The sequence below is a fragment of the Sphingomonas citri genome, assembly GCF_019429485.1.
GTDB lineage: Bacteria > Pseudomonadota > Alphaproteobacteria > Sphingomonadales > Sphingomonadaceae > Sphingomonas > Sphingomonas citri.
In genome coordinates this window covers 283,663-308,423 of record NZ_JAHXZN010000003.1, presented here as the reverse complement: position 1 = coordinate 308,423, position 24,761 = coordinate 283,663, and the positions used below count along the sequence as shown (strand labels likewise).

26 protein-coding genes are annotated in these 24,761 nt (G+C 71.0%); 14 read left to right on the top strand and 12 right to left on the bottom strand.

Features of this window, described 5'->3' with window-relative positions; translation table 11 throughout:
* Positions 1-58 precede the first annotated feature (58 nt).
* From uvrA to relB, 4 genes are all read left to right on the top strand, one after another.
* Positions 59-2,980, top strand: coding sequence for an excinuclease ABC subunit UvrA (uvrA, locus tag KZ820_RS11825; protein ID WP_219748806.1), 2,922 nt, complete (start codon positions 59-61; stop codon positions 2,978-2,980).
* Positions 2,980-3,525: a hypothetical protein gene (locus tag KZ820_RS11820; protein ID WP_219748805.1), complete on the top strand. Its 546-nt coding sequence runs from the start codon at positions 2,980-2,982 to the stop codon at positions 3,523-3,525. Before uvrA ends, KZ820_RS11820 begins: the two co-directional genes overlap by 1 nt.
* Positions 3,500-3,700 (top strand): hypothetical protein, encoded by a 201-nt coding sequence (locus KZ820_RS11815; RefSeq protein WP_219748929.1) that lies wholly within the window; start codon positions 3,500-3,502, stop codon positions 3,698-3,700. The genes KZ820_RS11820 and KZ820_RS11815 overlap by 26 nt, the downstream gene beginning before the upstream one ends.
* A gap of 340 nt (positions 3,701-4,040) precedes the next feature.
* Entirely contained in the window at positions 4,041-4,217 is a 177-nt protein-coding gene (relB, locus tag KZ820_RS11810) for a type II toxin-antitoxin system RelB family antitoxin (protein WP_219748804.1), read from the top strand.
* Between the two features lie 100 nt (positions 4,218-4,317).
* On the opposite strand, the gene KZ820_RS11805 is transcribed toward relB, so the two are convergent.
* The 3 genes from KZ820_RS11805 to KZ820_RS11795 form a co-directional block, all read right to left on the bottom strand.
* Positions 4,318-4,797 (bottom strand): hypothetical protein, encoded by a 480-nt coding sequence (locus tag KZ820_RS11805; RefSeq protein WP_219748803.1) that lies wholly within the window; start codon positions 4,795-4,797, stop codon positions 4,318-4,320.
* Between the two features lie 67 nt (positions 4,798-4,864).
* On the bottom strand, positions 4,865-5,164 hold the full coding sequence (locus tag KZ820_RS11800; protein WP_219748802.1) for a BrnA antitoxin family protein: 300 nt from the start codon (positions 5,162-5,164) through the stop codon (positions 4,865-4,867).
* Positions 5,124-5,396: a BrnT family toxin gene (locus KZ820_RS11795; protein ID WP_183945828.1), complete on the bottom strand. Its 273-nt coding sequence runs from the start codon at positions 5,394-5,396 to the stop codon at positions 5,124-5,126. Before KZ820_RS11795 ends, KZ820_RS11800 begins: the two co-directional genes overlap by 41 nt.
* Positions 5,397-5,531: 135 nt before the next feature.
* Between KZ820_RS11795 and KZ820_RS22205 the strand changes: the two genes are divergently transcribed.
* On the top strand, positions 5,532-7,418 hold the full coding sequence (locus KZ820_RS22205) for a DUF3597 domain-containing protein (protein WP_308462206.1): 1,887 nt from the start codon (positions 5,532-5,534) through the stop codon (positions 7,416-7,418).
* Positions 7,419-7,452: 34 nt separating this feature from the next.
* Here the strand turns inward: KZ820_RS22205 and KZ820_RS11785 are convergent, their stop codons facing one another.
* The gene (locus KZ820_RS11785; protein ID WP_219748801.1) at positions 7,453-8,163 is read right to left on the bottom strand and encodes a glutathione S-transferase; all 711 of its coding nucleotides are present in this window, start codon (positions 8,161-8,163) and stop codon (positions 7,453-7,455) included.
* Positions 8,160-8,450, bottom strand: a complete 291-nt coding sequence (locus KZ820_RS11780; protein ID WP_219748800.1) for a BolA family protein — start codon at positions 8,448-8,450, stop codon at positions 8,160-8,162. Before KZ820_RS11780 ends, KZ820_RS11785 begins: the two co-directional genes overlap by 4 nt.
* Positions 8,451-8,494: 44 nt before the next feature.
* Here KZ820_RS11780 and KZ820_RS11775 point away from each other — a divergent pair, with 44 nt between their 5' ends.
* Positions 8,495-9,094, top strand: a complete 600-nt coding sequence (locus KZ820_RS11775) for a DnaJ domain-containing protein (protein WP_219748799.1) — start codon at positions 8,495-8,497, stop codon at positions 9,092-9,094.
* Between the two features lie 48 nt (positions 9,095-9,142).
* On the opposite strand, the gene KZ820_RS11770 is transcribed toward KZ820_RS11775, so the two are convergent.
* Positions 9,143-9,712 (bottom strand): ATP-dependent Clp protease proteolytic subunit, encoded by a 570-nt coding sequence (locus KZ820_RS11770; protein ID WP_219748798.1) that lies wholly within the window; start codon positions 9,710-9,712, stop codon positions 9,143-9,145.
* 101 nt (positions 9,713-9,813) lie between these two features.
* On the opposite strand from KZ820_RS11770, the gene KZ820_RS11765 reads away from it, so the two are divergent.
* Both KZ820_RS11765 and KZ820_RS11760 read left to right on the top strand, forming a co-directional pair.
* Positions 9,814-10,047, top strand: coding sequence for a DUF433 domain-containing protein (locus KZ820_RS11765; protein WP_219748797.1), 234 nt, complete (start codon positions 9,814-9,816; stop codon positions 10,045-10,047).
* Positions 10,044-10,367, top strand: a complete 324-nt coding sequence (locus tag KZ820_RS11760) for a DUF5615 family PIN-like protein (RefSeq protein WP_219748796.1) — start codon at positions 10,044-10,046, stop codon at positions 10,365-10,367. The genes KZ820_RS11765 and KZ820_RS11760 overlap by 4 nt, the downstream gene beginning before the upstream one ends.
* Here the strand turns inward: KZ820_RS11760 and sdhA are convergent, their stop codons facing one another.
* Genes sdhA through sdhC form a run of 3 tightly spaced genes read right to left on the bottom strand, consistent with a single transcriptional unit; the run spans position 10,368 to position 12,976 of the window.
* Positions 10,368-12,170, bottom strand: coding sequence for a succinate dehydrogenase flavoprotein subunit (gene sdhA, locus KZ820_RS11755; protein WP_219748795.1), 1,803 nt, complete (start codon positions 12,168-12,170; stop codon positions 10,368-10,370).
* Positions 12,170-12,547, bottom strand: a complete 378-nt coding sequence (sdhD, locus tag KZ820_RS11750) for a succinate dehydrogenase, hydrophobic membrane anchor protein (protein ID WP_183921998.1) — start codon at positions 12,545-12,547, stop codon at positions 12,170-12,172. The genes sdhA and sdhD overlap by 1 nt, the downstream gene beginning before the upstream one ends.
* On the bottom strand, positions 12,548-12,976 hold the full coding sequence (gene sdhC, locus KZ820_RS11745) for a succinate dehydrogenase, cytochrome b556 subunit (protein WP_219748794.1): 429 nt from the start codon (positions 12,974-12,976) through the stop codon (positions 12,548-12,550).
* Positions 12,977-13,158: 182 nt separating this feature from the next.
* On the opposite strand from sdhC, the gene KZ820_RS11740 reads away from it, so the two are divergent.
* From KZ820_RS11740 to KZ820_RS11725, 4 genes are all read left to right on the top strand, one after another.
* Positions 13,159-14,514, top strand: a complete 1,356-nt coding sequence (locus KZ820_RS11740) for a methyl-accepting chemotaxis protein (protein ID WP_258048106.1) — start codon at positions 13,159-13,161, stop codon at positions 14,512-14,514.
* Positions 14,515-14,542: 28 nt separating this feature from the next.
* On the top strand, positions 14,543-15,892 hold the full coding sequence (locus tag KZ820_RS11735) for a methyl-accepting chemotaxis protein (RefSeq protein ID WP_219748793.1): 1,350 nt from the start codon (positions 14,543-14,545) through the stop codon (positions 15,890-15,892).
* 267 nt (positions 15,893-16,159) lie between these two features.
* On the top strand, positions 16,160-16,855 hold the full coding sequence (locus KZ820_RS11730; protein WP_219748792.1) for an SDR family NAD(P)-dependent oxidoreductase: 696 nt from the start codon (positions 16,160-16,162) through the stop codon (positions 16,853-16,855).
* Complete coding sequence (locus KZ820_RS11725) at positions 16,845-17,792, top strand: 50S ribosomal protein L11 methyltransferase (RefSeq protein WP_219748791.1); 948 nt, start codon at positions 16,845-16,847, stop codon at positions 17,790-17,792. Before KZ820_RS11730 ends, KZ820_RS11725 begins: the two co-directional genes overlap by 11 nt.
* A 196-nt stretch (positions 17,793-17,988) precedes the next feature.
* Here the strand turns inward: KZ820_RS11725 and KZ820_RS11720 are convergent, their stop codons facing one another.
* Positions 17,989-18,351 carry a response regulator gene (locus KZ820_RS11720; RefSeq protein ID WP_219748790.1) on the bottom strand — a complete coding sequence of 121 codons (363 nt, stop codon included), beginning with the start codon at positions 18,349-18,351 and terminating at the stop codon, positions 17,989-17,991.
* 32 nt (positions 18,352-18,383) lie between these two features.
* Here KZ820_RS11720 and KZ820_RS11715 point away from each other — a divergent pair, with 32 nt between their 5' ends.
* Together KZ820_RS11715 and KZ820_RS11710 are read left to right on the top strand one after the other, a co-directional pair.
* On the top strand, positions 18,384-18,665 hold the full coding sequence (locus KZ820_RS11715; RefSeq protein ID WP_219748789.1) for a DUF3572 family protein: 282 nt from the start codon (positions 18,384-18,386) through the stop codon (positions 18,663-18,665).
* Positions 18,662-19,309, top strand: coding sequence for an HAD family hydrolase (locus KZ820_RS11710; protein ID WP_219748788.1), 648 nt, complete (start codon positions 18,662-18,664; stop codon positions 19,307-19,309). The genes KZ820_RS11715 and KZ820_RS11710 overlap by 4 nt, the downstream gene beginning before the upstream one ends.
* A gap of 31 nt (positions 19,310-19,340) precedes the next feature.
* Here KZ820_RS11710 and KZ820_RS11705 read toward each other — a convergent pair whose 3' ends face one another.
* Entirely contained in the window at positions 19,341-22,205 is a 2,865-nt protein-coding gene (locus tag KZ820_RS11705) for a TonB-dependent receptor (protein WP_219748787.1), read from the bottom strand.
* A gap of 62 nt (positions 22,206-22,267) precedes the next feature.
* Positions 22,268-24,622, bottom strand: a complete 2,355-nt coding sequence (locus KZ820_RS11700) for an endo-beta-N-acetylglucosaminidase (RefSeq protein WP_219748786.1) — start codon at positions 24,620-24,622, stop codon at positions 22,268-22,270.
* Positions 24,623-24,761 lie beyond the last annotated feature (139 nt).

Sequence of the window (24,761 nt, the reverse complement as noted above, 5' to 3'; positions counted from 1 at the left end):
CGCGCGGGCAAGCGCCCGGCGCTGGACCTGCCCGAACAAATCTGGAACAAACAACCGCATGGCCCTTACCACCCTCTCCGTCCGCGGCGCGCGCGAGCACAATCTCAAGGACGTGTCGGTCGACATCCCGCGCGACACGCTCACCGTGATCACGGGCCTGTCGGGCTCGGGCAAGTCGAGCCTGGCGTTCGACACGATCTACGCCGAGGGCCAGCGCCGCTACGTCGAGTCGCTCTCGGCCTATGCGCGCCAGTTCCTCGAGCTGATGCAGAAGCCCGACGTCGATCATATCGAGGGCCTCTCCCCCGCGATCTCGATCGAGCAGAAGACGACGAGCCGCAACCCGCGCTCGACCGTCGCCACCGTCACCGAGATCTACGATTACATGCGCCTGCTGTGGGCGCGCGTCGGCGTGCCCTACTCGCCCGCCACCGGGCTGCCGATCGCGGCGCAGACGGTCAGCCAGATGGTCGATCGCGTGATGGCGCTGCCCGAGGGGACGCGGCTGTACCTGCTCGCGCCGGTCGTGCGCGGGCGCAAGGGCGAGTATCGCAAGGAGCTGGCCGAGTGGCAGAAGGCGGGCTTCACCCGCGTCCGCATCGACGGCGCGGTGCATGAGATCGACGAGGCCCCCGCGCTCGACAAGAAGTACAAGCATGACATCGAGGTGGTGGTCGATCGCCTGGTCGTGCGCGAGGACGTCGCGACGCGGCTCGCCGACAGTTTCGAGACCGCGCTCAAGCTCGCCGACGGGCTCGCCTATGTCGACCCGGCCGATCCGGTCGAGCCGCGCACGCCCGAGAGCGTCGTGCTGGGCGATCACGCGCCGCCGGGGCGGATCGTCTTCTCCGAGAAGTTCGCCTGCCCGGTCAGCGGCTTCACCATCGCCGAGATCGAGCCGCGCTTGTTCTCGTTCAACGCCCCGCAGGGCGCCTGCCCGGCGTGCGACGGGCTCGGCGAGAAACTGGTGTTCGACGAGGACCTGATCGTCCCCAACCACGAGCTCAGCATCAAGAAGGGCGCGGTGGTGCCCTGGGCGAAGAGCAACCCGCCCTCGCCCTATTACATGCAGGTGATGGCGAGCCTGGCGCGCGAGCTCGGCTTCTCGCTCGACACGCCCTGGGGCGAGCTCCACCCCGAGGTGGCGGACAAGATCCTCTACGGCACGGAAGGGCAGCCGGTGACGCTGACCTTCATCGACGGCAAGAAGAGCTACGACGTCAAGAAGCCGTTCGAGGGCGTGATCGGCAACCTCAACCGCCGCATGCTCTCCACCGAGAGCGCGTGGATCAAGGAGGAGCTCGCCAAATACCAGTCGTCGCAGCCGTGCGAGACCTGCCACGGCGCGCGGCTCAAGCCCGAGGCGCTCGCGGTCAAGATCGCGGGCGAGGACATCAGCCACGCCACCCGGCTGAGCGTGGTCGACGCGCTCGCCTTCTTCACCGACCTGCCGAACCATCTCGGCGACCAGCAGCGCGCGATCGCCGAGCGGATCCTCAAGGAGATCATCGAGCGGCTCGGCTTCCTCAACAATGTCGGGCTCGACTATCTCAACCTCGATCGCACCTCGGGCACGCTGTCGGGCGGCGAGAGCCAGCGCATCCGCCTCGCCTCGCAGATCGGCAGCGGGTTGTCGGGCGTGCTGTACGTGCTCGACGAGCCCTCGATCGGGCTGCACCAGCGCGACAACGACATGCTGCTCGCCACGCTGCGCCGGCTGCGCGATCTCGGCAACACCGTGCTGGTGGTCGAGCACGACGAGGACGCGATCCGCACCGCCGACTATGTCATCGACATGGGGCCGGGCGCGGGCGTGCGCGGCGGCCAGGTGGTGGCGCAGGGCACGCTGCCCGAGCTGCTGGCGAGCGAGGGATCGGTCACCGCCGACTATCTCAACGGCGTGCGCGCGGTGCCCGTGCCGGCCAAGCGCCGCAAGGGCTCGGGCAAGAAGCTGACGGTGCACAATGCGCGCGCCAACAACCTCACCGGGGTGACCGCCTCGATCCCGCTCGGCACCTTCACCTGCGTGACCGGCGTGTCGGGCTCGGGCAAGTCGAGCTTCACCATCGACACCCTGTTCGCGGGGGCGGCGCGCCAGCTCAACGGCGCGCGCGTGCTGGCGGGCAAGCACGACAAGATCACCGGGCTGCAGCATCTCGACAAGGTGATCGACATCGACCAGTCGCCGATCGGCCGCACCCCGCGCTCGAACCCGGCGACCTACACCGGCGCCTTCACCCAGATCCGCGACTGGTTCGCCGGACTCCCTGAGTCACTGGCGCGCGGCTACAAGCCGGGGCGGTTCAGCTTCAACGTCAAGGGCGGGCGCTGCGAGGCGTGCCAGGGCGACGGCGTGCTCAAGATCGAGATGCACTTCCTCCCCGACGTCTACGTCACCTGCGACGTGTGCCACGGCGCGCGCTACAACCGCGAGACGCTGGAGGTGAAGTTCAAGGGCCACTCGATCGCCGACGTGCTCGACATGACGGTGGAGGACGCCGCGGGCTTCTTCGCCAACGTGCCGCCGATCCGCGACAAGATGGCGATGCTGGTCGAGGTCGGGCTGGGCTACGTCAAGGTCGGGCAGCAGGCGACGACGCTCTCGGGCGGCGAGGCGCAGCGGGTGAAGCTCGCCAAGGAACTGTCGCGCCGCGCGACGGGGAACACGCTGTACATCCTCGACGAGCCGACGACGGGGCTGCACTTCGAGGACGTGCGCAAATTGCTCGAGGTGCTGCATGCGCTGGTGGAGCAGGGCAACACCGTGGTGGTGATCGAGCACAACCTCGACGTGATCAAGACCGCCGACTGGATCATCGACCTGGGACCCGAGGGCGGCGTCAAGGGCGGCGAGATCGTCGCGGTCGGCACGCCCGAGGAGGTGGTGAAGGAGAAAAGGAGCTTCACCGGGCGGTATCTCAAGCCGCTGCTGGGGAAGCGCGGGGCCGGGGTGAAGGCGGAGGCCGAGGCGGCGGAGTAATGCCGCACCGGCCCGAGCTGCTGCGCGCGTTGGCGTTGCTCGCGCGAGTGAATGAGGCGATGCGGGCGCGCGGCCTGCCGCGGCCGATCCTCGTCGGTGGGGCCGCCGCCGAATATTTCTCCGGTAGCGCGCTGATGACCGGTGATCTCGACCTCACGTCGCCGGTCCAGGCCGAGCTCGAGGAGGAGCTGGTACGGCTCGGGTTCGTCAGGCCAGCGGGAGTGGGTCATACGCTAGGCTGGCTCCATCCCGACCTCCGGCTGGGGGTCGAGGTAGTGGCCGCAACGCCGTTCGGCGGCGCCAATGATCGGAGCCGCTTGCTCTTGGTCAGCGGGCTGGCACCCGAGGCCGCCTTCGCGATCATCCCGGTGGAGGACCTGATCGCCGACCGCATGGGCCAATATGTCTCCGGGACCGCACCCGAGATGCTGCTCCAGGCGCGAACCTTGTTCCGGCTTCATCCCGACCTCGATCGAGTCTATCTGGAAGAGCGTATCCGCCGCGAAGCGGGAGACGATCATGGCGTCGCCGACCTCGAAGACTGACATCGCGGCCGACTGGCAGGGTCGTGTGATCGCGCACGACGATCTCGTGTCCCGTCTGTCGGTGCGACGGGAAGAGCTCGGCGAGCCGGACATGCCGCGAAACGCCGGCAACCGACGATCGACGAGCAAACGGGCGCTCCTTGAGGCGCTTCATCAGCTCGGGGCAGACTGGTAGACACGTCATCACGGGGGTCGAGCCGCAGCGTCATCTGCTGCTTGGCGCGAGCGGAGCGGCGATCGCCCAGCGCGGGTCGGCGCTTCGTTCGCCGAGCGAACTGCTCGAGCCTCGCCGATCTGGGATCGTGGCGAGATTGTGCAACTTACGGGTTTGATGACCGTGTTCCGGCGAACGCCGGAACCCAGGGCCGAGCAGAGCAACATCTTGCAGCGTGTGAACCCTAGGTTCCTGCTTCCGCAGGAGCACATTTCGCAACGATCCCCACCCTGGGGCCATGCGCCGCGGCCGAACGGCGAGCGCGCTTCCGCGCATCGCCGCCGTCCTGTATGATGCGGTGATGCCGAAGCTACCAGCCGACACGGTCACCGTGTCGCCGCACGACGAGGCCGCCGCCTATGACGCGTGGTTCCGCGCCAAGGTCGAGAAGGCGATGGCCTCGACCGAGCCGGGCATCCCGCATGAGGAAGTGATGGCGATGGCGCGGGCGATCATCGAGCGGCATCGCGGGAGATGATGCTCCCACTCGTCTGAGCGTACGATGCCACGCCGACCGGCTCGCTATGTCCGATTATATCGGCCGGACCACACGCTCGACGGAGAACGCGTCGCCGCGATCACGATCGATCCGGCAGCGGCGCATGCTGTTTCCAGACGACGATTGGCGCCTCGGGCGCGGGCCAGAGCGTCAGTCGATAATGGTCGTCGCCTTCGAGCCCGTTCTCGCTCAGCGTGTCGAGACCGGCCATGCAGACCCGAACACGATAGCTGCCCGGCGCGACCGGGATCCGGTCGATCGGCTCTTCCTGCCAACCTTCTAGCTCCAGCTCGCCCGACGGTAGCGCCAGGCTGACGTCGACAACATGATCCCACTCGATGGGATCGGGATCGGCTGGCGCAGCGTCGCATAGGTCGAGTAGGACCGGCACTGTCATGTTGCGGACTGGCATGATGAGGACCACGTGCGGCGCCACCTTGACGTGCCGCGCGCATTCCTCATCGGTGAAGACGCCGAGATCGTCGGGATGGTAGCGCCCGTCCCAAAGGTAGAACTGGAAATAGTCGGCGAAGATCTCGTAGCGTCTCAGCTCACCCACCATCAGCCCCGCGCACGCACTATTCTGCCGAACGACGGGTCGGCCGAGCGGACGCTGCAGTTCGACATCACAGCCCCACCGCCTTCCGCAGCGCCTCGTTGATCCGTCCCTGCCACCCCGGCCCATCGGCGCGGAAGCGCTCGACCACGTCGGGGTCGAGCCGCAGCGTCACCTGCTGCTTGGCGCGCGCGCGCAGCGGAGGGCGCCCGCGCACCACGCCGTTCGGGCCGAGATAGCCCGTCGCCGGGCGGATGACCTTGCCGCCGATCGAGAACTCGGCGATCTCGAACATCTCGTCCGTCCACTCCGGCGCGTCATCCGCCGGATCAAGCGAGCTTGCCGCGATATCGTGCTTGTTCTCGCTCATTGGCCTTCCTCATCGACAGGACACGACGGCCACTTTCGGCCTCGGTCCAGATCACCACGACCATTCGGTCATCCAGCAGCCCGATCGTCGACCAGCGCACCTCCGGATAATCGAAGCGGTCATCTTCGAACTCGAACTTCGGCGCGTCGAACACCCGGGCGGCGTCGGCGAAATCGAGTCCGCGTTCCCTCAGCGTGGCGGCACGCTTCTCCGGATCGAAGCTGATCTCCATCCCTACATTATGTAGCTACATAACTGCCGACAAGCCCACCTGCGCGTCTTTCGCCGACCCATTGCGGCGTCTCTGTCCTACACCCTCCAACACCGCGCACCCTCGCCTCTCCACCAGCCGCAGCGAGCCGCGCCCATGACCGTCATGTCGCCGATGGAAGGCATCACCGCCCCCGCCCGCCGGGCTGAGACGCCCCCCGCCCCCACCACCGACCCCGCCACCGACCCGCTCGCCGCCCCGTTCACCGCCTCGCGCCGCGCCGACGGCTGGTCCGCCGAGCGCCAGCGCGCCTTCCTCGAGGCGATCGCGGAAGGCCATGGCGTCGAGCGCGCCGCCGCGCGCGTGGGGCTCTCCGCCACCTCGGCCTTCGCCTTCCGCCGCTCGGCCAAGGGCAGCGCCTTCGCGCTCGGCTGGCGCGCCGCCACGCTGGTCGCGCGCGAGGCCGTCGCCGAAACGCTGATGGTGCGCGCGCTCGAGGGCCAGACCGAGACCCTTGTCCGCGCCGACGGCAGCACCGTCACGCGCCACCGCCACGACAACCGGCTCGCGCTCGGGCTGCTCCACCGGCTCGACCGCCAGGTCGAGTCCGCGCCCGCGGCGGACGCGCAGGCGGCGCGGCTGGTGGCGCAGGAGTTCGACGCCTTCCTCGACTGCGTCGCGGCGGAGGGCGGCGCCGCGCGCGCCGGGCTGTTCCTGGCGCGGCGCAGCGGCGCGCTGCGCGATCTGCTCGCCGGCACCGCCTCCGCCGACTGCACCGCGCCCGACGGCGCTGCCACGGCCTCGCCCGACCCCGCCGCCGCCGACGCGCTCGCGCGCGAGCTCGCGCCGATCCTCGCGCTCGCCGCGGCGGACCGGTTCCAGCGCGTCGGCGCCGCGCGCGCCGAGGACGTCGACGTCGCCGACCTCGACGCCGCGGCGCGTCACGAGTGGAGCGCGGCGCAATGGGCGCGCGCCGAGGCGGCCGGGCTGGTCATGCTCGCCCCGCCCGCCCCCGATCCGGCGCCGGCCGAGAACTCGCCCGAGGCTCAACATTCGCAACATTCGGGCGCGCCGGTGTGGTGGGACGAGGCGGCGCGCGACTGGCGCACGCGCTTCCCGCCGCCCTACGCCTTCTTCGGCACGGAGCAGGGCCTGCCGGGCGATCGCGCCTATGCGCGCGCGCTCACCCCGGCCGAGGCGCGCGCGATGGGCCCCAACCCCGATCGCTACGACGACGACGAATATGACGCCTTGTTCGACGCACGCGACGCCTGGTTCACCGCCGCCGCCGCGCGCGCGGGCGTGCCGGCGCCGCCGACCTCGCGGAGCACGCGCGACGAGCAGGCCGCGGGCGCGTGGGACCGTCGCCGCGGCGGCGAGCCTTACAGCGCGACCCAGGTCGAGCTGATCCGCCGCATCCGCGTGGCGGCGCGCACGCCGCCGACCCCGGAGGAGATCGATCCCGACCATTGGGGCAGCTACGAGGAGGGCAAGGCCGAGGCGGAGGCGCTGCTGGCGGAGTGCGCGGGTGAACCTTCGTGGCGACGCGACGTTGCCGGGGACGAGCAGGACCTGATGGGAGTTGGTACCATGAGCATCTTCGGCGCGATCAAGAGCGCGATCTTCGGCGACAAGGGCCCGCTCGGCGGCCAGTTCGGCGGCCACAAGGACTCGCCCGCCACCCCGGCGACCCCGGCCACACCCGCGACGCCGGCCACGCCCGCGGCTCCGGCCGCTCCCGCCGCCCCGGCCGCGCCGGCGACGCCCGCCGCCCCGGCCGCCCCGGTCGACGTCGAGCAGGTGCTGACCGCCACCGCGCAGGCGAAGGGCAACCCCGACCTCAACTGGCGCACCTCGATCGTCGACCTGATGAAGCTGCTCGACATCGACTCGAGCCTGTCCAACCGCAAGGAGCTCGCCACCGAGCTCGGCTATACCGGCCAGCTCGACGGTTCGGCCGAGATGAACATCTGGCTGCACCGCGCGGTGATGCGCGCGCTGGAGCAGAGCGGCGGCATCGTCCCCGACTCGCTGCGGGGGTGAGGCTGAAATCCTTCCCTGCTAGGGGAGGCTCGGCTCAGTCGCCGTCGAGCTCGGGATAGTGGCGAAAGATGCCCTCCTCGCTGAACGGCAGCCGCCGCTCGCTGGCGAGATAGGCCGTCACCCCGGGCAGCGCGGCGACGCGGTCGTGCAGCGCGACCAGCCCGGGGTAATGCGGCGCCAGCGTCGCCATCCGCCGCGGGAAGGCGTAGCGCAGCCCCGCGACCACCTGGAACAGCGAGGTGTCGACATAGCTCCAGCGCCCGCCCGCTACCCACTCGCCCGCGACGGCGCGGGTCGCCGCCTCGAAGTGATCGAGGAATTTGGGGATACGCTCGTCGCGGAACTGGGCCGCGGCGCGCGCCGCCTCGGGCTTCTGTTCCTCGTAATAGGCCATGGCCGCGACGGGGTGGTGGACGTTGTGCGCCTCGGCGACGAAGTCGGCGACGGTGAGCTGGAGCTGGTGGAGCCCATAGCGCATCGCGTCGTCGCCCGGCGCCAGCCCGTGGCGGTCGCCGAGGTAGAGCAGGATGTCGGCGACCTGCGCGACCGCGCGCCCCTCCGCCACCAGGTAGGGCGGCGCGAACGGGGCGAAGGGCGCGTGCGCGGCCATGTCGGCGAGCATCGCCTCGACGCCGTGCACCCGCGCGCTGTCCTCATAGGCGATCCCGCCCGCTTCCAGCGCGAGCCGGACGAACTCGCCGCGGCCCTGGAGCGTCGGCCAGTACCAGAGCCGGTAGCCGCTCACGCCGGCTCGCCCGGCGCGGTGGCGCGGATCGCGAGCGCGTGGACATGGTCGGCGAGCAGCTCGGCGAGCGCGCGGTTGACCAGCCGCTGGCGCTCGACCCGAGAGCGGCCGGCGAAGGCGGGACTCTCCACGAGCACGCGGAAGTGGCTCTCGCCGCTGCCGTCGTCGCCGGCGTGGCCGCGATGCTGCGCGCTCTCGTTGATCACCTCGAGCCGCGACGGGGCGAGCGCCGCGGTGAGACGGGCGGTGATCTCGGCCGCGATCGGCCCGGTGGAAGCGTCGGTCATCGCTCCCATATACAGTCCTTTGTCCCGGAAGCGACGGCAGTCAGGTGAAGCCCAGCAAGGATCGACCCCATACCCGGTTCCACGGTCGCGTCGAGGGCGCGGCGCAGGCCTGTGTCCACCCCGGCTGCACCGAGGCCGGCGAGTTCCGCGCGCCCCCGCTCGAGGGCGCGGGCCATGGCGAGGGGCCGCCGCGCTTCCGCTGGTTCTGCCTCGACCATATCCGCGCGTTCAACGCGGGGTACAATTACTTCGACGGGATGACCGCGGAGGAGATCCACCACGCGCAGCGACCGCTGGCGGGGTGGGAGCGCGAGACGCGGGCGTTCGCGCGTGCCGGCAGCGGCGACCAGGGCCCGCGCTGGGCCGATTTCGCCGACCCGCTCGACGCGATCGGCGCGCGTTTCCGCCGCACCGCCGCGCCCGAGCGAACGGATGGCAAGCCGCTGTCGGGCGAGGACCGGCGCAACCTGGAGACGCTGGGTCTGGCGGCGGACGCCGACCGCGCCGCGCTGCGCCGCCGCTACTCCGAGCTGGTGCGGCGCTACCATCCCGATCGCAACGGCGGCGACCGCAGCCAGGAGGCGATGCTGGCCAAGGTGATCAGCGCCTATCACCAGCTCCGCCAGGCGCCCGCGTTCGCGTGAGGCGCGCCGCGGTGGGTCAGCGCGGGGGCTGACGACGCCGCGAGGATCTCATATGACGTCGAGGACCAGTCCGAGGTCGCGTGCCTCGTTCGCCTCGATATACCAATTGTCGGGTGCACGCTTCTTGAGCTCGTCCAGCGTCACCTGGCTGCCGCGGACCAAATCGGCGAAACCCTCCTCCTGGATGCGGATCGAATCCGCGATCTCGTTGAGCTTGGCCTTGAGGATCGGCGGGATCGTGTGGAGCGGGCCGGAGAGCTGGAGCGTGCTCGTCATACTGCGCTCGTGGATCATCAGCCGCGAGTTGCGCGTGAGAAAGCGGCACTCGACCGGGAAGGCCGACATGAAGGTGGCGCCGGCGGAATAGACCGCGACCTTGCCGAGGAACAGCGCCTCGCGGCCGGTGTACTCGCGCAGCAGGCGGATCGAGTCGCCCATCGCGCGCGCCATCTCGGGGTCGCCGCCAAGCGTGGTGAGCGAGACGACGATCGGCCCCTCGGCGGGCACGGCGGCGAGCTGCTCTTTGAACCGCGCATACATCATGTCGTCCACGGTGCCGTGGAGCTGGATGTGCGGGATGGCGAGGAGCGGGTAGCGCGCCGCGTTGCTGTCGGTCATGGCGGCGGTAAGCGACGGGGAGGATGAGGGTTCCCTATCGCGGGTCGGGAAAGTCGCTGGATCGCTTGACCGGGCGGGGGCGGCGGCCGATCTTCGTGGCCATGACCTCGCTCGTCCACCCGCGCGTCAGCGTCGATCCGGCGGTCTGCGGCGGACGACCCGTCAACGCGGGGACGCGCGTGCGGGTCAGCGACGTGCTCGACATGCTCGCGGACGGGGCGAGCATCGCCGAGATCGTCGCCGACTTCCCTTATATGAGTGCCCAGGATGTCGCCGCCGCGCTCGCCTTCGCCGCCCGGAACGCGGACCACCCGGTCGTCACCGTGGCGGGATGATCTTTCTGGTCGACGCGCAGCTGCCACCGCGACTGTGCGACTTCCGCCGAGCGCGTGACCATGTCGCTCACCATGTTATCGACCTCAGCCTCGCCGCTGCGGCCGATGCGGCGATAGCGCGGGCGACCGAACCGCTGAAGGCGGTACTTGTCACCAAGGACGAGGACTTCCGCTACCTACGCCTGCCCGATCGCTTCGTTCTGCTGTGGCTGCGTGTCGGCAATGCGAGCAACCGCGGCCTGGAGGCGTGGCTGACACCGCCTTGGCCGATGATCGACCAAGCGCTCGCCGCCGGCGAGCGTCTGGTCGAGGGCCGCTGATCAGTAGACGCGCTTCTTGGGCTTGATGTAGTCGACGTCGTCGGTGAGCGTGTAGTCGTGCACCGGGCGATAATCGATCGCGGTGGCGCCGCTCTTGCCGCCCCAGCCCTCGAACGTCGTGATCGTGTGCTTCATCCAGTTAGCGTCGTCGCGCTCGGGGAAGTCCTCGTGCATGTGCGCGCCGCGGCTCTCCTTGCGATTGGCCGCGCTCTTCATCGTCACCACCGCCTGGCCGATGAGGTTGTCGAGCTCGAGCGTCTCCACCAGATCGGTGTTCCAGATCAGCGAGCGGTCGGTCACGCCGACGTCCTGCACGCCCTGATAGACCTTCTCGATCTTCTCGACGCCCTCGGCCAGCAGCGCCGAGTCGCGGAACACCGCGCAGTGGCGCTGCATCGTCCGCTGCATCTCGCCGCGCAGCTGCGCGGTCGGGGTGCTGCCCGACGCGTGGCGGAAATGGTCGAGCCGACTCAGCGCCATCTCCTCCGAGCCCTTGGGCAGAGGATTGTGCGGCGTGTTGGGCTTGAGCGTCTCCTTCAGCCGCAACCCGGTGGCGCGGCCGAACACGACGAGGTCGATCAGCGAGTTGGAGCCGAGCCGATTGGCGCCATGGACCGAGACGCACGCCGCCTCGCCCACCGCGAACAGGCCGGGGACGACCGAATCGGGGTCGCCGTCGCGCAGCCGCACGACCTCGCCGTGATAGTTACACGGCACGCCGCCCATGTTGTAATGGACCGTCGGCGTCACCGGCAGCGGCTGGCGCGTCAGGTCGACGCCGGCGAAGATCTTGCCCGTCTCGGTGATGCCGGGCAGCCGCTCGTGCAGCACCTTGGGGTCGATATGGTCGAGGTGGAGGAAGATATGGTCCTTCTCCTTGCCGACGCCGCGGCCCTCGCGCATCTCCATCGCCATCGAGCGTGCCACCACGTCGCGGCTGGCGAGGTCCTTGGCGCTGGGGGCGTAGCGCTCCATGAAGCGCTCGCCCTCGGAGTTGGTGAGGTAACCGCCCTCGCCGCGCGCACCCTCGGTGATCAGCACGCCCGCGCCGTAGATGCCGGTCGGGTGGAACTGGACGAACTCCATGTCCTGCAGCGGCAGGCCGGCGCGCAGCGCCATGCCGTTGCCGTCGCCGGTGCAGGTGTGCGCCGAGGTGGCCGACTGGTAGACGCGGCCACCGCCCCCGGTGGCGAGCACCACCGCGTGCGCGCGGAAGCGGTGGATCGAGCCGTCCTCCATGCACAGGGCGATCACGCCGCGGCAGGCGCCGTTCTCCATGATCAGGTCGAGCGCGAAATATTCGACGTAGAAGTCCGCGTCATACTTCAGGCTTTGCTGGTACAACGCGTGGAGCATGGCGTGGCCGGTGCGGTCCGCGGCGGCGCAGGTGCGCTGCACCGGCGGACCCTCGCCCATGTTCTGCATGTGACCGCCGAACGGGCGCTGGTAGATCGTGCCGTTGTCGTTGCGGCTGAACGGCACGCCGGCGTGCTCCAGCTCGTAGACCGCGGCGGGCGCCTCGCGCACCATATATTCGATCGCGTCCTGGTCGCCGAGCCAGTCGGAGCCCTTGACGGTGTCGAACATGTGCCACGACCAATGGTCGGGCGAGTTGTTGCCGAGCGAAGCGGCGATCCCGCCCTGCGCCGCGACGGTGTGCGACCGCGTCGGGAACACCTTGGTGATGCAGGCGGTCTTCAGCCCGCTCTCGGCGATCCCCATGGTCGCGCGCAGCCCCGAGCCGCCCGCGCCGACGACCACCGCGTCATAGGTGTGGTCGATGATCTTATACGCGTCGGACATCAGGCGGCGGCTCCGAAGGCGACCTTGAGGATCGAGAAGATGGCGACCCCGGCGGTCGCGGCGGTGAACACGTTGAGCAGGATCGTCAGCACGAAGCGGTTCTCTTTGTGCGAGTAATCCTCGATCACCGTCTGCAGCCCGAGGCGGAAGTGGTAGAAGACCGAGGCGATCAGCAGCGCCATCGGCACCGCCGCCCAGGCCGAGGAGAGCCACAGCCGCACCGTCGTGTGGTCATAGGACGGCAGCATGGCGATCGAAGCCAGGAACCACACCAGCAGCAGGAAATTGGTGCCGGCGGTGATCTTGTGGTGCCACCAGTGATGCGCGCCGGCGTGCGCGCTGCCCAGCCCGCGGACGCGGCCGATCTCGGTCGTCATTTACTTGATCCCCACGAGGAGAAACCAGAAGCCCGCGGTGAGCAGCACCGACAGCACGAAGGTGAGCACCGCCAGCGTGCGGTTGACCTTCAGCTCGAACGCCGCGCCGGTGTCGAGGATGAGGTGGCGGATGCCGCTCATCATGTGCTGGAACAGCGACCAGGTCAGTCCGACGCCGACGATCCAGCCGAGCGGGTTCAGCGCGCCGCTCGACGTGGTGAACACGTCGAGGAACACTCCGTAAGCCTGCGGCCCCGCGGCGATCGCGGCGAGCCACCACACCAGCAGCAGCGTGCCGACCGTCGCCATCCCGTCCCCGGTGACGCGGTGGAAGATCGAGGCGGTCATCGCCGGGGTCCAGCGATAGTGCAGCCGCAGCGGGCCGCTGAACAGATGCGGGCTGCGCGGGCGGGCGGGTTTGGAGGCCAAGCGCTGGGTTCCTCGGGTGACGAAAACGACGGACAGATTTGGCGCTGCCTATGCGTCCAGCGGCGCGCCGATGCAAGCTTGGTGCCGGGTTCACCGGGGGAATCAACGGTGGTTGCCTAACCCACTGTTAACCCGGGAGCGGTAGCTACGGTCGCGACTCTGACACCAGCGGGAGCCGCTCCTTGTCCCACGACCTGCCGCCGATCGGATCGGTCGCCGCCGCCTTCGACCTCACCGCCCGCTTCCGCGTGTTCGACGTCGACGGGCGGCTGGCCCAGGCATCGCGCGACGTGTGGGAGGCGCTGTCACCGCGCGCCCGCGAGATCGCGCAAGCCTATTGGGAGCAGTGGCAGCGCTGCTTCGCCGATCGCCGTTCCTGGGCACAGCACGAGAGCGAACGGATGATCGAGCTCGGCTGCATCTTCCTCGAGAACCGCTTCCTGCGCACGCGCGAGCGCGCCTGGATCGAGTCGATCGAGCGCTCGGTCGCCGGCGCCTATGCCGCCGAGGTCACCCCGATGGCGTTGCTCTCGATGATCAGCGCCAGCGACCGCGCCGCGCTGGAGGTGCTGATGGCGACGGTGGCGCGCGACGACCCGCGGCTGCCGGAGATGGTCGACACGCTGATGCGGCTCTCCGCGCTGGAAGGCGAGATCACGGTGGAGATGTACGCTTCGTACCGTGAGCATCGCGCGCAGGTGGCGCGCGACCGGCTCGCCGCCGAGTTCCGCGACGGCATCGCGGTGACGGTGGAGGACACCACGCGCGAGGGCGACGACCTGCGCGCCCAGGCCTCGCACGCCTCGTCGGCGGCGCGCGGCATGCTCGGCAAGACCAGCGAGGTCGCCGCCGCGGCGGAACAGTCCGCGGTCGCGATGCGCGACGCCGCCTCGACCGCGGCCGGGCTGATCCGCGCGATCGAGGACGCGCGCGCCGAGGTCGAGGTCGCCGCCGACATCGCGACCCGCGCCGCCGGCCAGGCGGGTGACGCGGTCAACGTCTCGGGCGCGCTGAGCGATCACGCGAAGTCGATCGAGTCGATCCTGGGGCTCATCCGCGACATCGCGGGGCAGACCAACCTGCTCGCGCTCAACGCCACGATCGAGGCGGCGCGTGCGGGCGACGCGGGGCGCGGCTTCGCGGTGGTGGCGCAGGAGGTGAAGAGCCTCGCCAGCCAGACCGCGCGCGCCACCGACGACATCGCCGCCAAGATCGCCGCGATCCAGGCCGCCACGCGAGTCACCGTCGACACCTCGGCCTCGATCCGCACCACCGTCGCCGAGGTGCAGGATTCGGCGACGCGGATCCGCCACGCGATGGAGTCGCAGGCGCAGACCGTCACCGCGATCACCGCCGCGGTGGACGAGACCGCGCTCGCGGCCGACTCGATGTCGCACACGATCGCGGCGATCCGCGAGGACACCGAGACGGTGGCGACCGAGATCGACCGGCTCGGCGTCGGCTTCGACTCGCTCGCCGGCCGGCTCGGCGCGCTCGACGGTCATGCCGGCGAGTTCGCGAGCAAGGTCGCGGCCTGATCCCCTTCCTTCGGCCCGAGTGAGCGTCATGCGGATGGTCCACCACGACGAGCGCGGCCTGGCCGATCGCGTCGGCGACTTCGACTGGGACGGCGGCATCCTGCCGGCGTGCCGCGAGATCGCCGCTTTGCTCGACGCCGCCGACGGGTGGCGCGAGGTCGCGCGCACCTTCTGGGACCATCTGCTGGCGCTGCCGACGCTGCCCGCGGCGACGCGGGACATCCCTCCGGAACGGCTCGCCGACCAGCTCGGCCGCGCCACCCATTACATGCGGCTGCGCTACACCGAGCCGTTCAGCGACCGCTGGCACGCGATGGTGGTCGGCCAGGTCGACGTCTCGCAGGCCAACGGCATCCCTCTCACGCTGCTGCTCGCCGCGCTGACCCGCGCGCACGGCCACACGCTGGCGCTGCTCGGCGCCGGCTGCGCCGGCGACGCGACGCGCCTCGAGCGGCTCAGCAACGTCGTGCTGCGGCTGGCGATGATGGAATCGGACCTGATGGCGTCGCGGCTGGGCGAGCTCTCGCTCGACGCGATCCGCTCCGCGCGCGCCGAGCGCTCGGCGGCGTTCCGCTCGAGCATCAGCGACGGCATCGGCGCGATCGCCGCGCGCGGCCAGATCGTGCGCGAGAAGGCGCGCGCCGCGGCGGGCTCGACCCGCGGCATGCTCGACAAGACCAGCGAGGTCGCCACCGCGGCGGAACAGTCGGCGCTGGCGATGCGCGACGCCGCCGCGACCGCGGCCGGGCTGATCCGCGCGATCGACTCGGTGCAGAGCGACATGCGCGCCTGTACCACCACGCTGGAGGACGCCAACGCCCAGGCCGAGGACGCGGTGAGCGCCAGCGCGGCGCTGAGCGACCATGCCAAGTCGATCGAGTCGATCCTGGGGCTCATCCGCGACATCGCGGGACAGACCAACCTGCTCGCGCTCAACGCCACGATCGAGGCGGCGCGCGCGGGCGACGCGGGGCGCGGCTTCGCGGTGGTGGCGCAGGAGGTGAAGAGCCTCGCCAACCAGACCGCGCGCGCCACCGACGACATCGCCGCCAAGATCGCCGCGATCCAGGCCGCCACGCGAGTCACCGTCGACACCTCCGCCTCGATCAAGGACACGGTGGGCAAGGTGCGGCGCTCGGCGGTGCAGGTGACCGCGGCGATGCAGCTGCAGGCGCAGACCGTCACCGCGATCACCGCCGCGGTGGACGAGACCGCGCTCGCGGCCGACTCGATGTCGCACACGATCGCGGCGATCCGCGAGGATACCAACGACGTCACCGGCGAGATCGTCTCGCTCGGCCACGCCTTCGAGCAGATCGGCGATCGCTTCGACACGCTGCGCGCCTCGGCGGATAGCTTCTCCGCGAGCGAAGGGTAACGGCGGGCGATAACGCTTCGAGACGAGGCTTCGACGGGCTCAGCCTCTCCTCAGCGCGAACGGGACAACAAACCCCACCGCTGAGGAGCCGCCGAGCCGCGAACGAAAGAATATCCCGCCGTTCGTGCTGAGGAGCCGCCGAGCCCGTCGAAGCGGCGTCTCGAAGCACCGCCCGCTCGTGGCGAGAGCGCTTCGAGGCAAACCGGCTCACTTCCGCCCGCGCAACCCTCTGGCCCCGCCCCCCGCTTCCGTCCTATCGCGGCGCGCATGGTCAACATCCTCCTCACCGGCGCGAGCCGCGGCATCGGCGCCGCCATCGCCGCCGCGCTCGACGCCACCCCCGACGTCGCGCTCGCGCGCCACGCCACCGCGAGCGGCCTCGCCGCCGACTTCGCCGACCCCGCCGCCCCCGCGCGCCTGTGGGACGCCGCGCTCGACCGGCTCGGCGGCCGCGTCGACGTGCTGATCAACAACGCCGGCGTGTTCGAGGCCAACCCACTCGACACAGACGACTGGGTCGCGGGCTGGGAGCGCACGCTGCGGATCAACCTCACCGCCGCGGCCGAGCTCAGCCGGCTGGCGGTGCGTCACTGGCAGCACGGCGGGCGCGGCGGGCGGCTGGTCAACGTCGCCAGCCGCGCCGCCTATCGCGGCGACAGCCCGGCGCACTGGCATTATGCCGCCGCCAAGGCGGGCATGGTGGCGATGACCAAGACGATCGCGCGCGGCTATGCCCGCGAGGACATCCTGGCCTTCGCGATCTGCCCCGGCTTCACCATGACCGGCATGGCGGACGATTATCTCGCCAGCCGCGGCGGCGACAAGCTGCTCGCCGACATCCCGCTCGGCCGCGTCGCCCAGCCCGAGGAAGTGGCGGCGGTGGCGCGCTTCCTCGCGCTCGAGGCGCCGCCCTCGATGACCGGGGCGGTGCTCGACGTGAACGGGGCCAGCTATGTCCGCTGACGCGATCGACAGCTGGCGCGTCACCCTGCCCTGCACCCGCGCCGAGGCCGAGGCGATCGACGCCGCCGACGATCTCGCGATCGACGCGGTGCTGATGACGAGCGAGGAGGTCGAGGACGACCGCGAGCGCTGGCGGCTCGACGCCTATATGGAGCACGAGCCCGACGCCGCGATGCTCGCCGCGCTGCGCGCGCTGGTGCCGAGCGCGGCGGCGGCCGAGCCAGCGGTCACCCCGCTCACCGCGCAGGACTGGGTGACGCTCAGCCAGGCCGGGCTGGAGCCGATCAGCGAGGGGCGCTTCGTCGTCCACACCAGCGCGCATCCCGTGGAGCCGCCGCCGGGCGGCCGCGCCTTCCTGATCGACGCGGGCCAGGCGTTCGGCACGGGACATCACGCCACCACCTCGGGCTGCCTCGCGATGCTCGACTCGCTGGCCGACCGGACGGTGAGCGACGTCATCGACCTCGGCACCGGCACCGGGCTGCTCGCCTTCGCCGCACGGCATCTCTGGCCAACGGCGCAGGTGACCGCGACCGACATCGACCCCGCCGCGATCGCGGTGACGCGCGAGAACATGGTGGCCAACGACGTCGACGGCATCGCGCTGGTGGTGGCGGACGGCGCGCTCTCCGAGGCGATCGCGGCGCGCGCGCCCTATGACCTGGTGATCGCCAACATCCTCGCCGGCCCGCTGATCTCGATGGCGCCCGAGGTGGCGGCGATCGCCGCGCCGCGCGCCGCGATCGTGCTCGCCGGGCTGCTCGAGACGCAGCGCGCCGAGGTGGTGGCCGCCTTCGAGCGCTGCGGCTGCGCGCTGGAGGCGGTCGACCGCCGCGGCGACTGGACGATCCTGCGGCTGGCGGCGGGGGCGACCCGCTACGTCCCCGAACGCGCGCCCGACCCGCGCGGGCGCGACGGCTGGGCGCTCGATCTGTAGGGTGAAAGTGATTGCGGACGGTCGTGGAACTCGACCTTTCCCAACAAGCCTGTTCCCCGGCGAAAGCCGGGGCCCAGTTGGGGGACGCTGGTGAGACACACCGCCGCCTTCCCACCTGGGCCCCGGCTTCCGCCGGGGAACAAGGAAGAGGCAGAGGCCGTCGTTCAGCCGCGCGCGGGCGCCACCGCCGCGCTGCTCACACCAACGCCCCCACCGCGGTGATGAAGCGCGCCAAGGTGATCGGCTTGGAGATGTAAGCGTCCGCCCCCGCGGCACGGATCCGCTCCTCGTCCTCGCGCCCAGCATAAGCGGTCACCGCCATCACCGGGATATGCCGCAGCGCCGCGTCGGCCTTGAGCTCGAGGATCAGCTCATAGCCGGTCACGTGCGGCATCTGGATGTCCATCACGATCAGGTCGGGCATGAAGGCGCGGGTGCGCTCCACCGCCTCGCGCCCGTCGCGCACCGGCTCGACCGCGAAGTCGTGCGCCCGCAACAGGTCACAGAACAGCTTGAGATTGAGTTCATTGTCCTCGACAACGAGCACCCGCTTGGCCACGCGCCGCTTTCTCCTCTGACGCCAGATAGATAATGGTCCGAACCGATCCAAACCAGCCCGACGCGGCCACGATCGCGCTCGACGCTCTCGCCTGGACGCTTAACGAACCGTTGCGCGCCGAGCGACTGATCGGCGTGACGGGGCTCGCGCCCGACGATCTGCGCGCGCGGCTGCGCGACCCTGCCGTGCTGGCCGCGTGCCTCGCCTTCCTCGAGGCGCACGAACCCGATCTTCTCGCCTGCGCCGCGGCGACCGGTACCACCCCGGCCGCGCTGGTCGCGGCGCGCGCCCGATTGGAGGAAGCGCCACGATGACCCGACCGCTGCTGATCAGCGACTGCGACGAGGTCTTACTCCACATGGTGCGCCACTTCGCCACCTGGCTCGACGAAGCGCACGACATCGAGTTCCGCTATGACAGCTGGGAACTGGCCAAGAACATGCGCCGGCGCGGCGGGGCGCCGCTGACCCAGGAAGAGATGTTCGGCTATCTCGGCGGCTTCTTCCCCGCCGAGATGGCGCGCCAGACGCTCGTGCCCCACGCCGGCGAGGCGCTGGCGCGGCTGGCCGAGCGCGCCGACATCGTCATCCTCACCAACCTCGAGGACCAGTGCCGCACCCACCGCGTCGAACAGCTCGAACGCTTCGGGATCGCGCATCGGGTCGAGTGCAACCAGGGCGGCAAGGGCGCCCCGGTGGCGCGGCTGGTGGCGGAACACGGCGACCCGGTCACCGTCTTCGTCGACGACCTGCCGCACCACCACGAATCGGTGGCGAAGCACGCGCCCGGCGTGTGGCGGCTCCACATGATCGCCGAGCCCGCGCTCGCCGCGGGCGTGCCCGCCGCGCCGCTGGCGCACGCGCGGATCGACGACTGGCGCGCGGCGGAGGCCTGGATCGACGCGCGCTTCGCCGCGGGTGAGCCCGCGGCGGCGGCGGAGGCGGCGGCACGGGCCTGACCATCGTGGTCGCGCGCCGCCGCCCCGCCCGTCAGAACCGCAGCCGCGCCCCGGCGTTGACACGGCGATAGGAGATGCCGCGCTCGATGAAGCGCGATTCCACCCCACCGTAGATCAGATTGTCGGCATCGGCGAGGTTGGTGACGTCGGCGAACAGCTGCAGCGCCGGATTGAAATCGTAGCGCAGCGCGAGATCGACCTGGCCGTAGGCCGCATGGACCTGGTCGACTCCGGGGCCGTTCCAGTCGCACGCCATCGTCCAGCGCGACCGCCAGTTGTACGAGGCGCGCAGCTCGAGCCGACCGTTATCGTAGAAGCCGCTGGCATTGTACGAGTCGGGCGAGATGCCGGTGAAGCCGCACGCGCCCGCGGCATCGCGCGTCCTCGCGTCGACATGCGTGTAATTGGCGCTGGCGCCCAGGCCGGAGAGCCAGCCGAAGCGATCGTCCAGCGTATATTGCGCCGCCACCTCGACGCCGTCGACCCGCCCGCGCGCGAGATTGACCGTCTGGGTGACGAAGACTCGCTCGGGCGCGAGCGGCAGCGTCACCTGCGTGGTGCGCGACTGGAACAGATCGGACAGATCCTTGCGGAAGCCGGCGACCGAGACGTAGCTCACCTTCGAGAGATAATATTCAAGCGACAGGTCGTAATTGGTCGCGAACTGCGGCTTGAGCGCCGGGTTGCCCAGCCCCAGCGTCAGCCGCCCGGCCTGCCCGCTCCATGACTCGCCGTATCGCAGGTCGTTGAGGTCGGCGCGGCTCAGCGCCCGCCCCACCGCGCCGCGCAGCAGCAGCTCGGGGGTGATCTCGTAGCTCAGGTTCGCCGAGGGCAGCACCGCGGTGTAGCGCGCGCCCTGCGCCTGCGGGCCGGCGGGCGAATAGGTGAACACGTAATTGGTGCCGCCCGACGGCAGCGTGATCGCGGTGACGGTGGCGCCGTATCCCCGCGACTCGGTGTCGACGTGAACGAGGCGCGCGCCGACATTGCCCGACAGCGCGCCCGCGCCCAGCGTCGCGTCGGCATAGCCGGCGGCGACCCGCTCGCGCGTCGCGAAGCTGCCGCCGGGATCGTACACCAGCGCGAGCGGGCCGCCCGGCATCTTGGGGTCGGACTCGATCAGCGCGCAATTGCCGGTGCAGCTGGTCGTCCCATCGGCGGCGCGCGTCGGCAGGTAGCTGCTGCTATATTGGCCGCGCCGGTCGAGCTGCGCGGGCTGCGACAGCCACGCGATCAGCCGGTGCGGATCATAGCCGAAGAACTGGCGGCTCGGCGGCTTGACCGCACCGCGCAGGAAGTCGTCCCCCAGAGTCATCGGCCGCAGCAGCGATGGGTCGACCGGGAAGGTCAGCGTGTCGTAGGGATCGGAGCGCGAGCTGTCATTGTCCTGCCCCTTGGTACGGTCCTGATAGTCCGCCCCGACGCTGATCGCGCCGATCACCGACCCGCCCGGGCGCCAGCGCGCGCCCAGCTGCGCCTCCGTGAGGCGATCGTCGACCGTCTGCCCCCAATTGCCCGAATAGCCGAGCCGGATCCGCGCGGGATCGGTGAAGACCGTGTCGCTCGTCGCGATCTGCGGGTTGCCCTGCTTGAACGCGTAGCTGACGTTGTTGGCGGCGTAGTTGCCGATCAGCACATAGGGATCGAAGCGCTTGTCGCCGGTGGCGCGGCCGTGGGAGACGTCGGCGGTGATCGTCAGCGCGTCGCTCGGCCGCCACGCCGCGTTGAGGCCGAGGTCATAGCTCTCGGCGAGCCGGTCGCGCGAGCGGATCACCGACAGGTTCTGCGGCTGCGCCACCTGGCTTCCCGCCAGCGCGGCGGCGACCGCGGGGGCGTTCAGGAACGCCTGGCCGGGATAGGTGCCGGCGGTGACGATGCCGTCGCGGTCCACCGTCGGGTCGATGATCGTGTTGCCGAACACGAGGTTGACGATCGAGTCGCCGATTTTCTGGTCGAGCCGCGTGTAGAAGCCGTCGGCGCTCAGCGTCAGCCGGTCGCTCGGCGCGACCTGGAGCGCCACGCTACCGAAATAGCGTTTCGTGCCACCGTCATAGGTGCCGTAGCTCGCCTGCCGCGGGCCGTTGAGCTGCTCCGAGGTGACCACCGGCGCGGCGGCGCCGCCGCGCACGACGTGGAAGGCGGCGGCATCCCATTGGTTGATGCGCGCATAATCCCCCGACATGCGGAAGTCGGCGTAGGAGCCGGACACCAGCACGCCCACGGTTCTGGCCGGACTAACCCAGGAATACAGCCCGCTGACATTGGGGCGTACGGTGTGGGCGCGCTCCACCGCCATGCCGCCGAGCGACAGCGCGCCATAGCTCTTGCCGATCGTCAGCGGGCGCGGGGTGAGGATGTTGACGGTGGCGCCGATGCCGCCCTCGGTCAGGCCGGGCAGCATCGTCTTGTTGACGTCGATGCGCGAGATCATGTCGGCGGGCAGCACGTCGAAGTTGAAGCTGCGCCCGCGCCCGCCGCCGTCGGCCGACCAGGCGCCGGTGTCGGACGGCAGCGTGCGCCCGTCGAGCAGCACGTTGGTGAAGTCGGGCCCCAGCCCGCGCGCGGCGATCTGCTGCCCCAGGCCGAAGCCGCGCACCACCTGCACGCCGGGCACGCGCTGGAGCGACTCGGCCACGTTCACCTCGGGGAACTTGCCCGCGTCCTCGGCGGAGATGCTGTCGATCACGTTGGGCGCGAGCCGCTTGGCGGAGAGCGCCGAGGCAAGGCTGGCGCGGATGCCGGTGACGACGATCTCCTGCGCGGCGGCCTCGTCGCCCTGCGGGGAAGGTGCGCCGCCCGCCGCCGGCCCGGCGGGCTGCTGCGCCGAAGCGGCGGCCGGCAGCAGGGTCAGCGTGGAAACGCTCGCCAGAAGCGCGAGCCGCCGCAGGATGGTCATTCTCTTCTCCCCTCTCGTTGATAGGTGGCCCGGCGCGCGCGTCGGGCCGCGATCCCCCCGGATCAGACGCGGAGCCGCGCCGCGCCGCCGCGCCGGCCGTCGCCGATCGCCTGCACCTCGATGATCGCCGACTCGGTCCCCGCCGGCAGCGCGGCGGGAGCGTAGAAGCACCGGCCGTCGATGCGCCCGAGCCAGCGGCGCGCGCCGCCCTGCGCGTCGACGCGGAAGACGTCGAAGCGGCCGTCGTCCTCCCAGCGCAGCCCGAGCCCGATCGCGCCGGTCGCGGCGTCGGTGACGCGGCGGTCGAGCCGCAGCCCGCGCGGCGGCGCGAGCGAGACCAGTTCCTCGCCGGTGATCGCGAAGCGTCCGACGCGCAGGTCGAGCGGCGCGGCGCCGCCGTCACCGGGCTCGAACCCGAGCAGGATGCTCGCCATGCGGCGGCCGGAGAAGCGGCCGAGATCGAGCCGGCTGAGCGTCCAGCCGCCCTCGCCCGCGGCGGGCCAGCCGGGCGGCAGCGGCAGCCACTCCGGCCGGTCGGGCCGGTCGGCGAAGATCAGGCCGAGCCGGGTGCGCGCGCGATCCGCCGCGCGGGCGAGCGTCACGAGCTCGACCGCGGTCGCGCCCGCAACCGCGATGTCGGTCTTGAACAGATGGACCCGCGTCGCCGCGCCGACGCCGAGCAGGCCGTACACCCGCAGCGACGAGCCGCCGTCATAGGCGATCGCCTGGTCGAGGCCGACCTCCAGCAGACCGGGCGCCTCCGCGGCGCGATCGGTCAGCCCTTCGAACGGCGCGCGCCACCATTGCCAGGTCGGCAGCACGTCCTGGATGCCGAGGTTGAACCACGCTGTATCGCTGACGCGTCGCCCCTCGACGAAGAAGGCCTGGCCCTCGCCCTCGTTGAAGTGCGTCGCGAACGGTGCCGCCCCGATCACGGAGCGCTCGGCGATGAAATTGGCCACGCCGTAGGTGATCGGCAGGTCGGCCTGGTCGGGGCTGAAGCGCGCGAGCGTGCCGTCGGTCGTCGCCCATTCGGACAGGCGGTAGAGGGTGGTGTCGCCCCAGCTGAGCCGCCCGCTGTCGTACACCGCCTGCTGCGCGGCGCTCGGCGCGTTCGACAGTGCCGGGTTCTGCGTCTGGCCGCTGTAGACCAGCCGCTCGACCGTCGCGACGTCGGCGGCCGCGTCGAGGAAGGCGGCGCCGCGCCCCGCCTGGCGTGCGCGCCACAGGTTGAGGCAGCCGTCGTCGACCGAGTAGAGCTGGAGCCCGCCGCCCGCGGTGCCACCCTCCCGGCCGCTGCCCCCGTCCGGGCTGATCACGCGCGGCGCCGCGGCGCCGATGAAGCCCGGTCCGGGATAGAGCTGCAGCCCGAAGAAGACGTCCGCGGGGGTGCGCTGGAAGGCGCTCGCCCCCGCCGCCAGCGTCGCCGGGTCGGCGGGCCAGCTCGTGCAGCAGCCGCCCGGTCCGTTATAGCCGCTCCAGCCCTGGTCGATCATCACGGTGTCGGCGGCGGGGGCGCCGCTCGCGTCGGGCGCGAACAGGTCCCTGAGGTCACCGTGCCCGTCGTAATGCTGGAGGTGGAACGGCGCGACGCGCGCGCGCCGCGCCACCGCGTGCATCGCCGCCATGAGCCCGGCGACCTGCGCCTTGGCCTGCGCCGAGCCGAGCTCGTGATTGACGAAATAGCCGTCGAACCCGAAGTAGCGCGCCAGCGCGACCAGCTTCTCCGCGACGCGCTCGACCGGCACCACGCTGCCGTCGAACAATCGCGCGTCGGGCTGCCAGATCGTCCCGAGGCAGAGCGCGCCGTTGCGATGCGCCGCGTCGGTCAGCGCCGGGTTGGGGACGATCCCGGTGCCGCCCCATTGCACCACGATGTCGTGCACACCCAGCCGCCGCGCCACCTGGACGCCACCCGCCGGGGTGGTCGCATGTCGCACCGCGCGCCAGACGTCGGGCGCGTCGGGCGCGATCGTGCGGTTGGTGGTGGCCAGCGTCGCGGCGCCGGCGCGCGGGTCGAGCCGCGGGTGCGCCTGTGTCGCGGCGAACGGCGCGATCCGCGGCGCGAGCGGCACGGCCGAGCGGAAATAGGCCGCGTCCGGGTCGGCCGCCGGGTCATAGGCCATCAGCCGCGCGAAGGCGTCCGCCGTGCTCCCCGGCAGCATCGGCAGGATCGGCGCCGCACCCGACACCGCGCCGGGCGATACCGACCCCGCGCCCGGCGGCCGCCGCTCGATCGCGGCAACCGCCTCGGTGCCAGCGGCCGCAACCTCGCTGTCGCGCCCGCCGCCGAGCACCGCGGCGAGGCTCGCGCTGGAGAGGAGGCCCAGGCCGGCGAGGACGACCTCGCGGCGGGCGATCGCTGCGGTACCGTGCGCGACAGCGACGGCGGAATCAGTCGAGGATTGGTCTGCCATGTTCCGTCACCCCCTCCCGGCCGCCCCTTCGCTGGCCGGCATCATGCTGCGCGCTGCCGGACCGGGACGTGCTCACTCGAACTGAGCCCATGATAGAAAGGGCGGCGTGCCGGCCGCGGCGCGCCGCGAGAAATTTCGC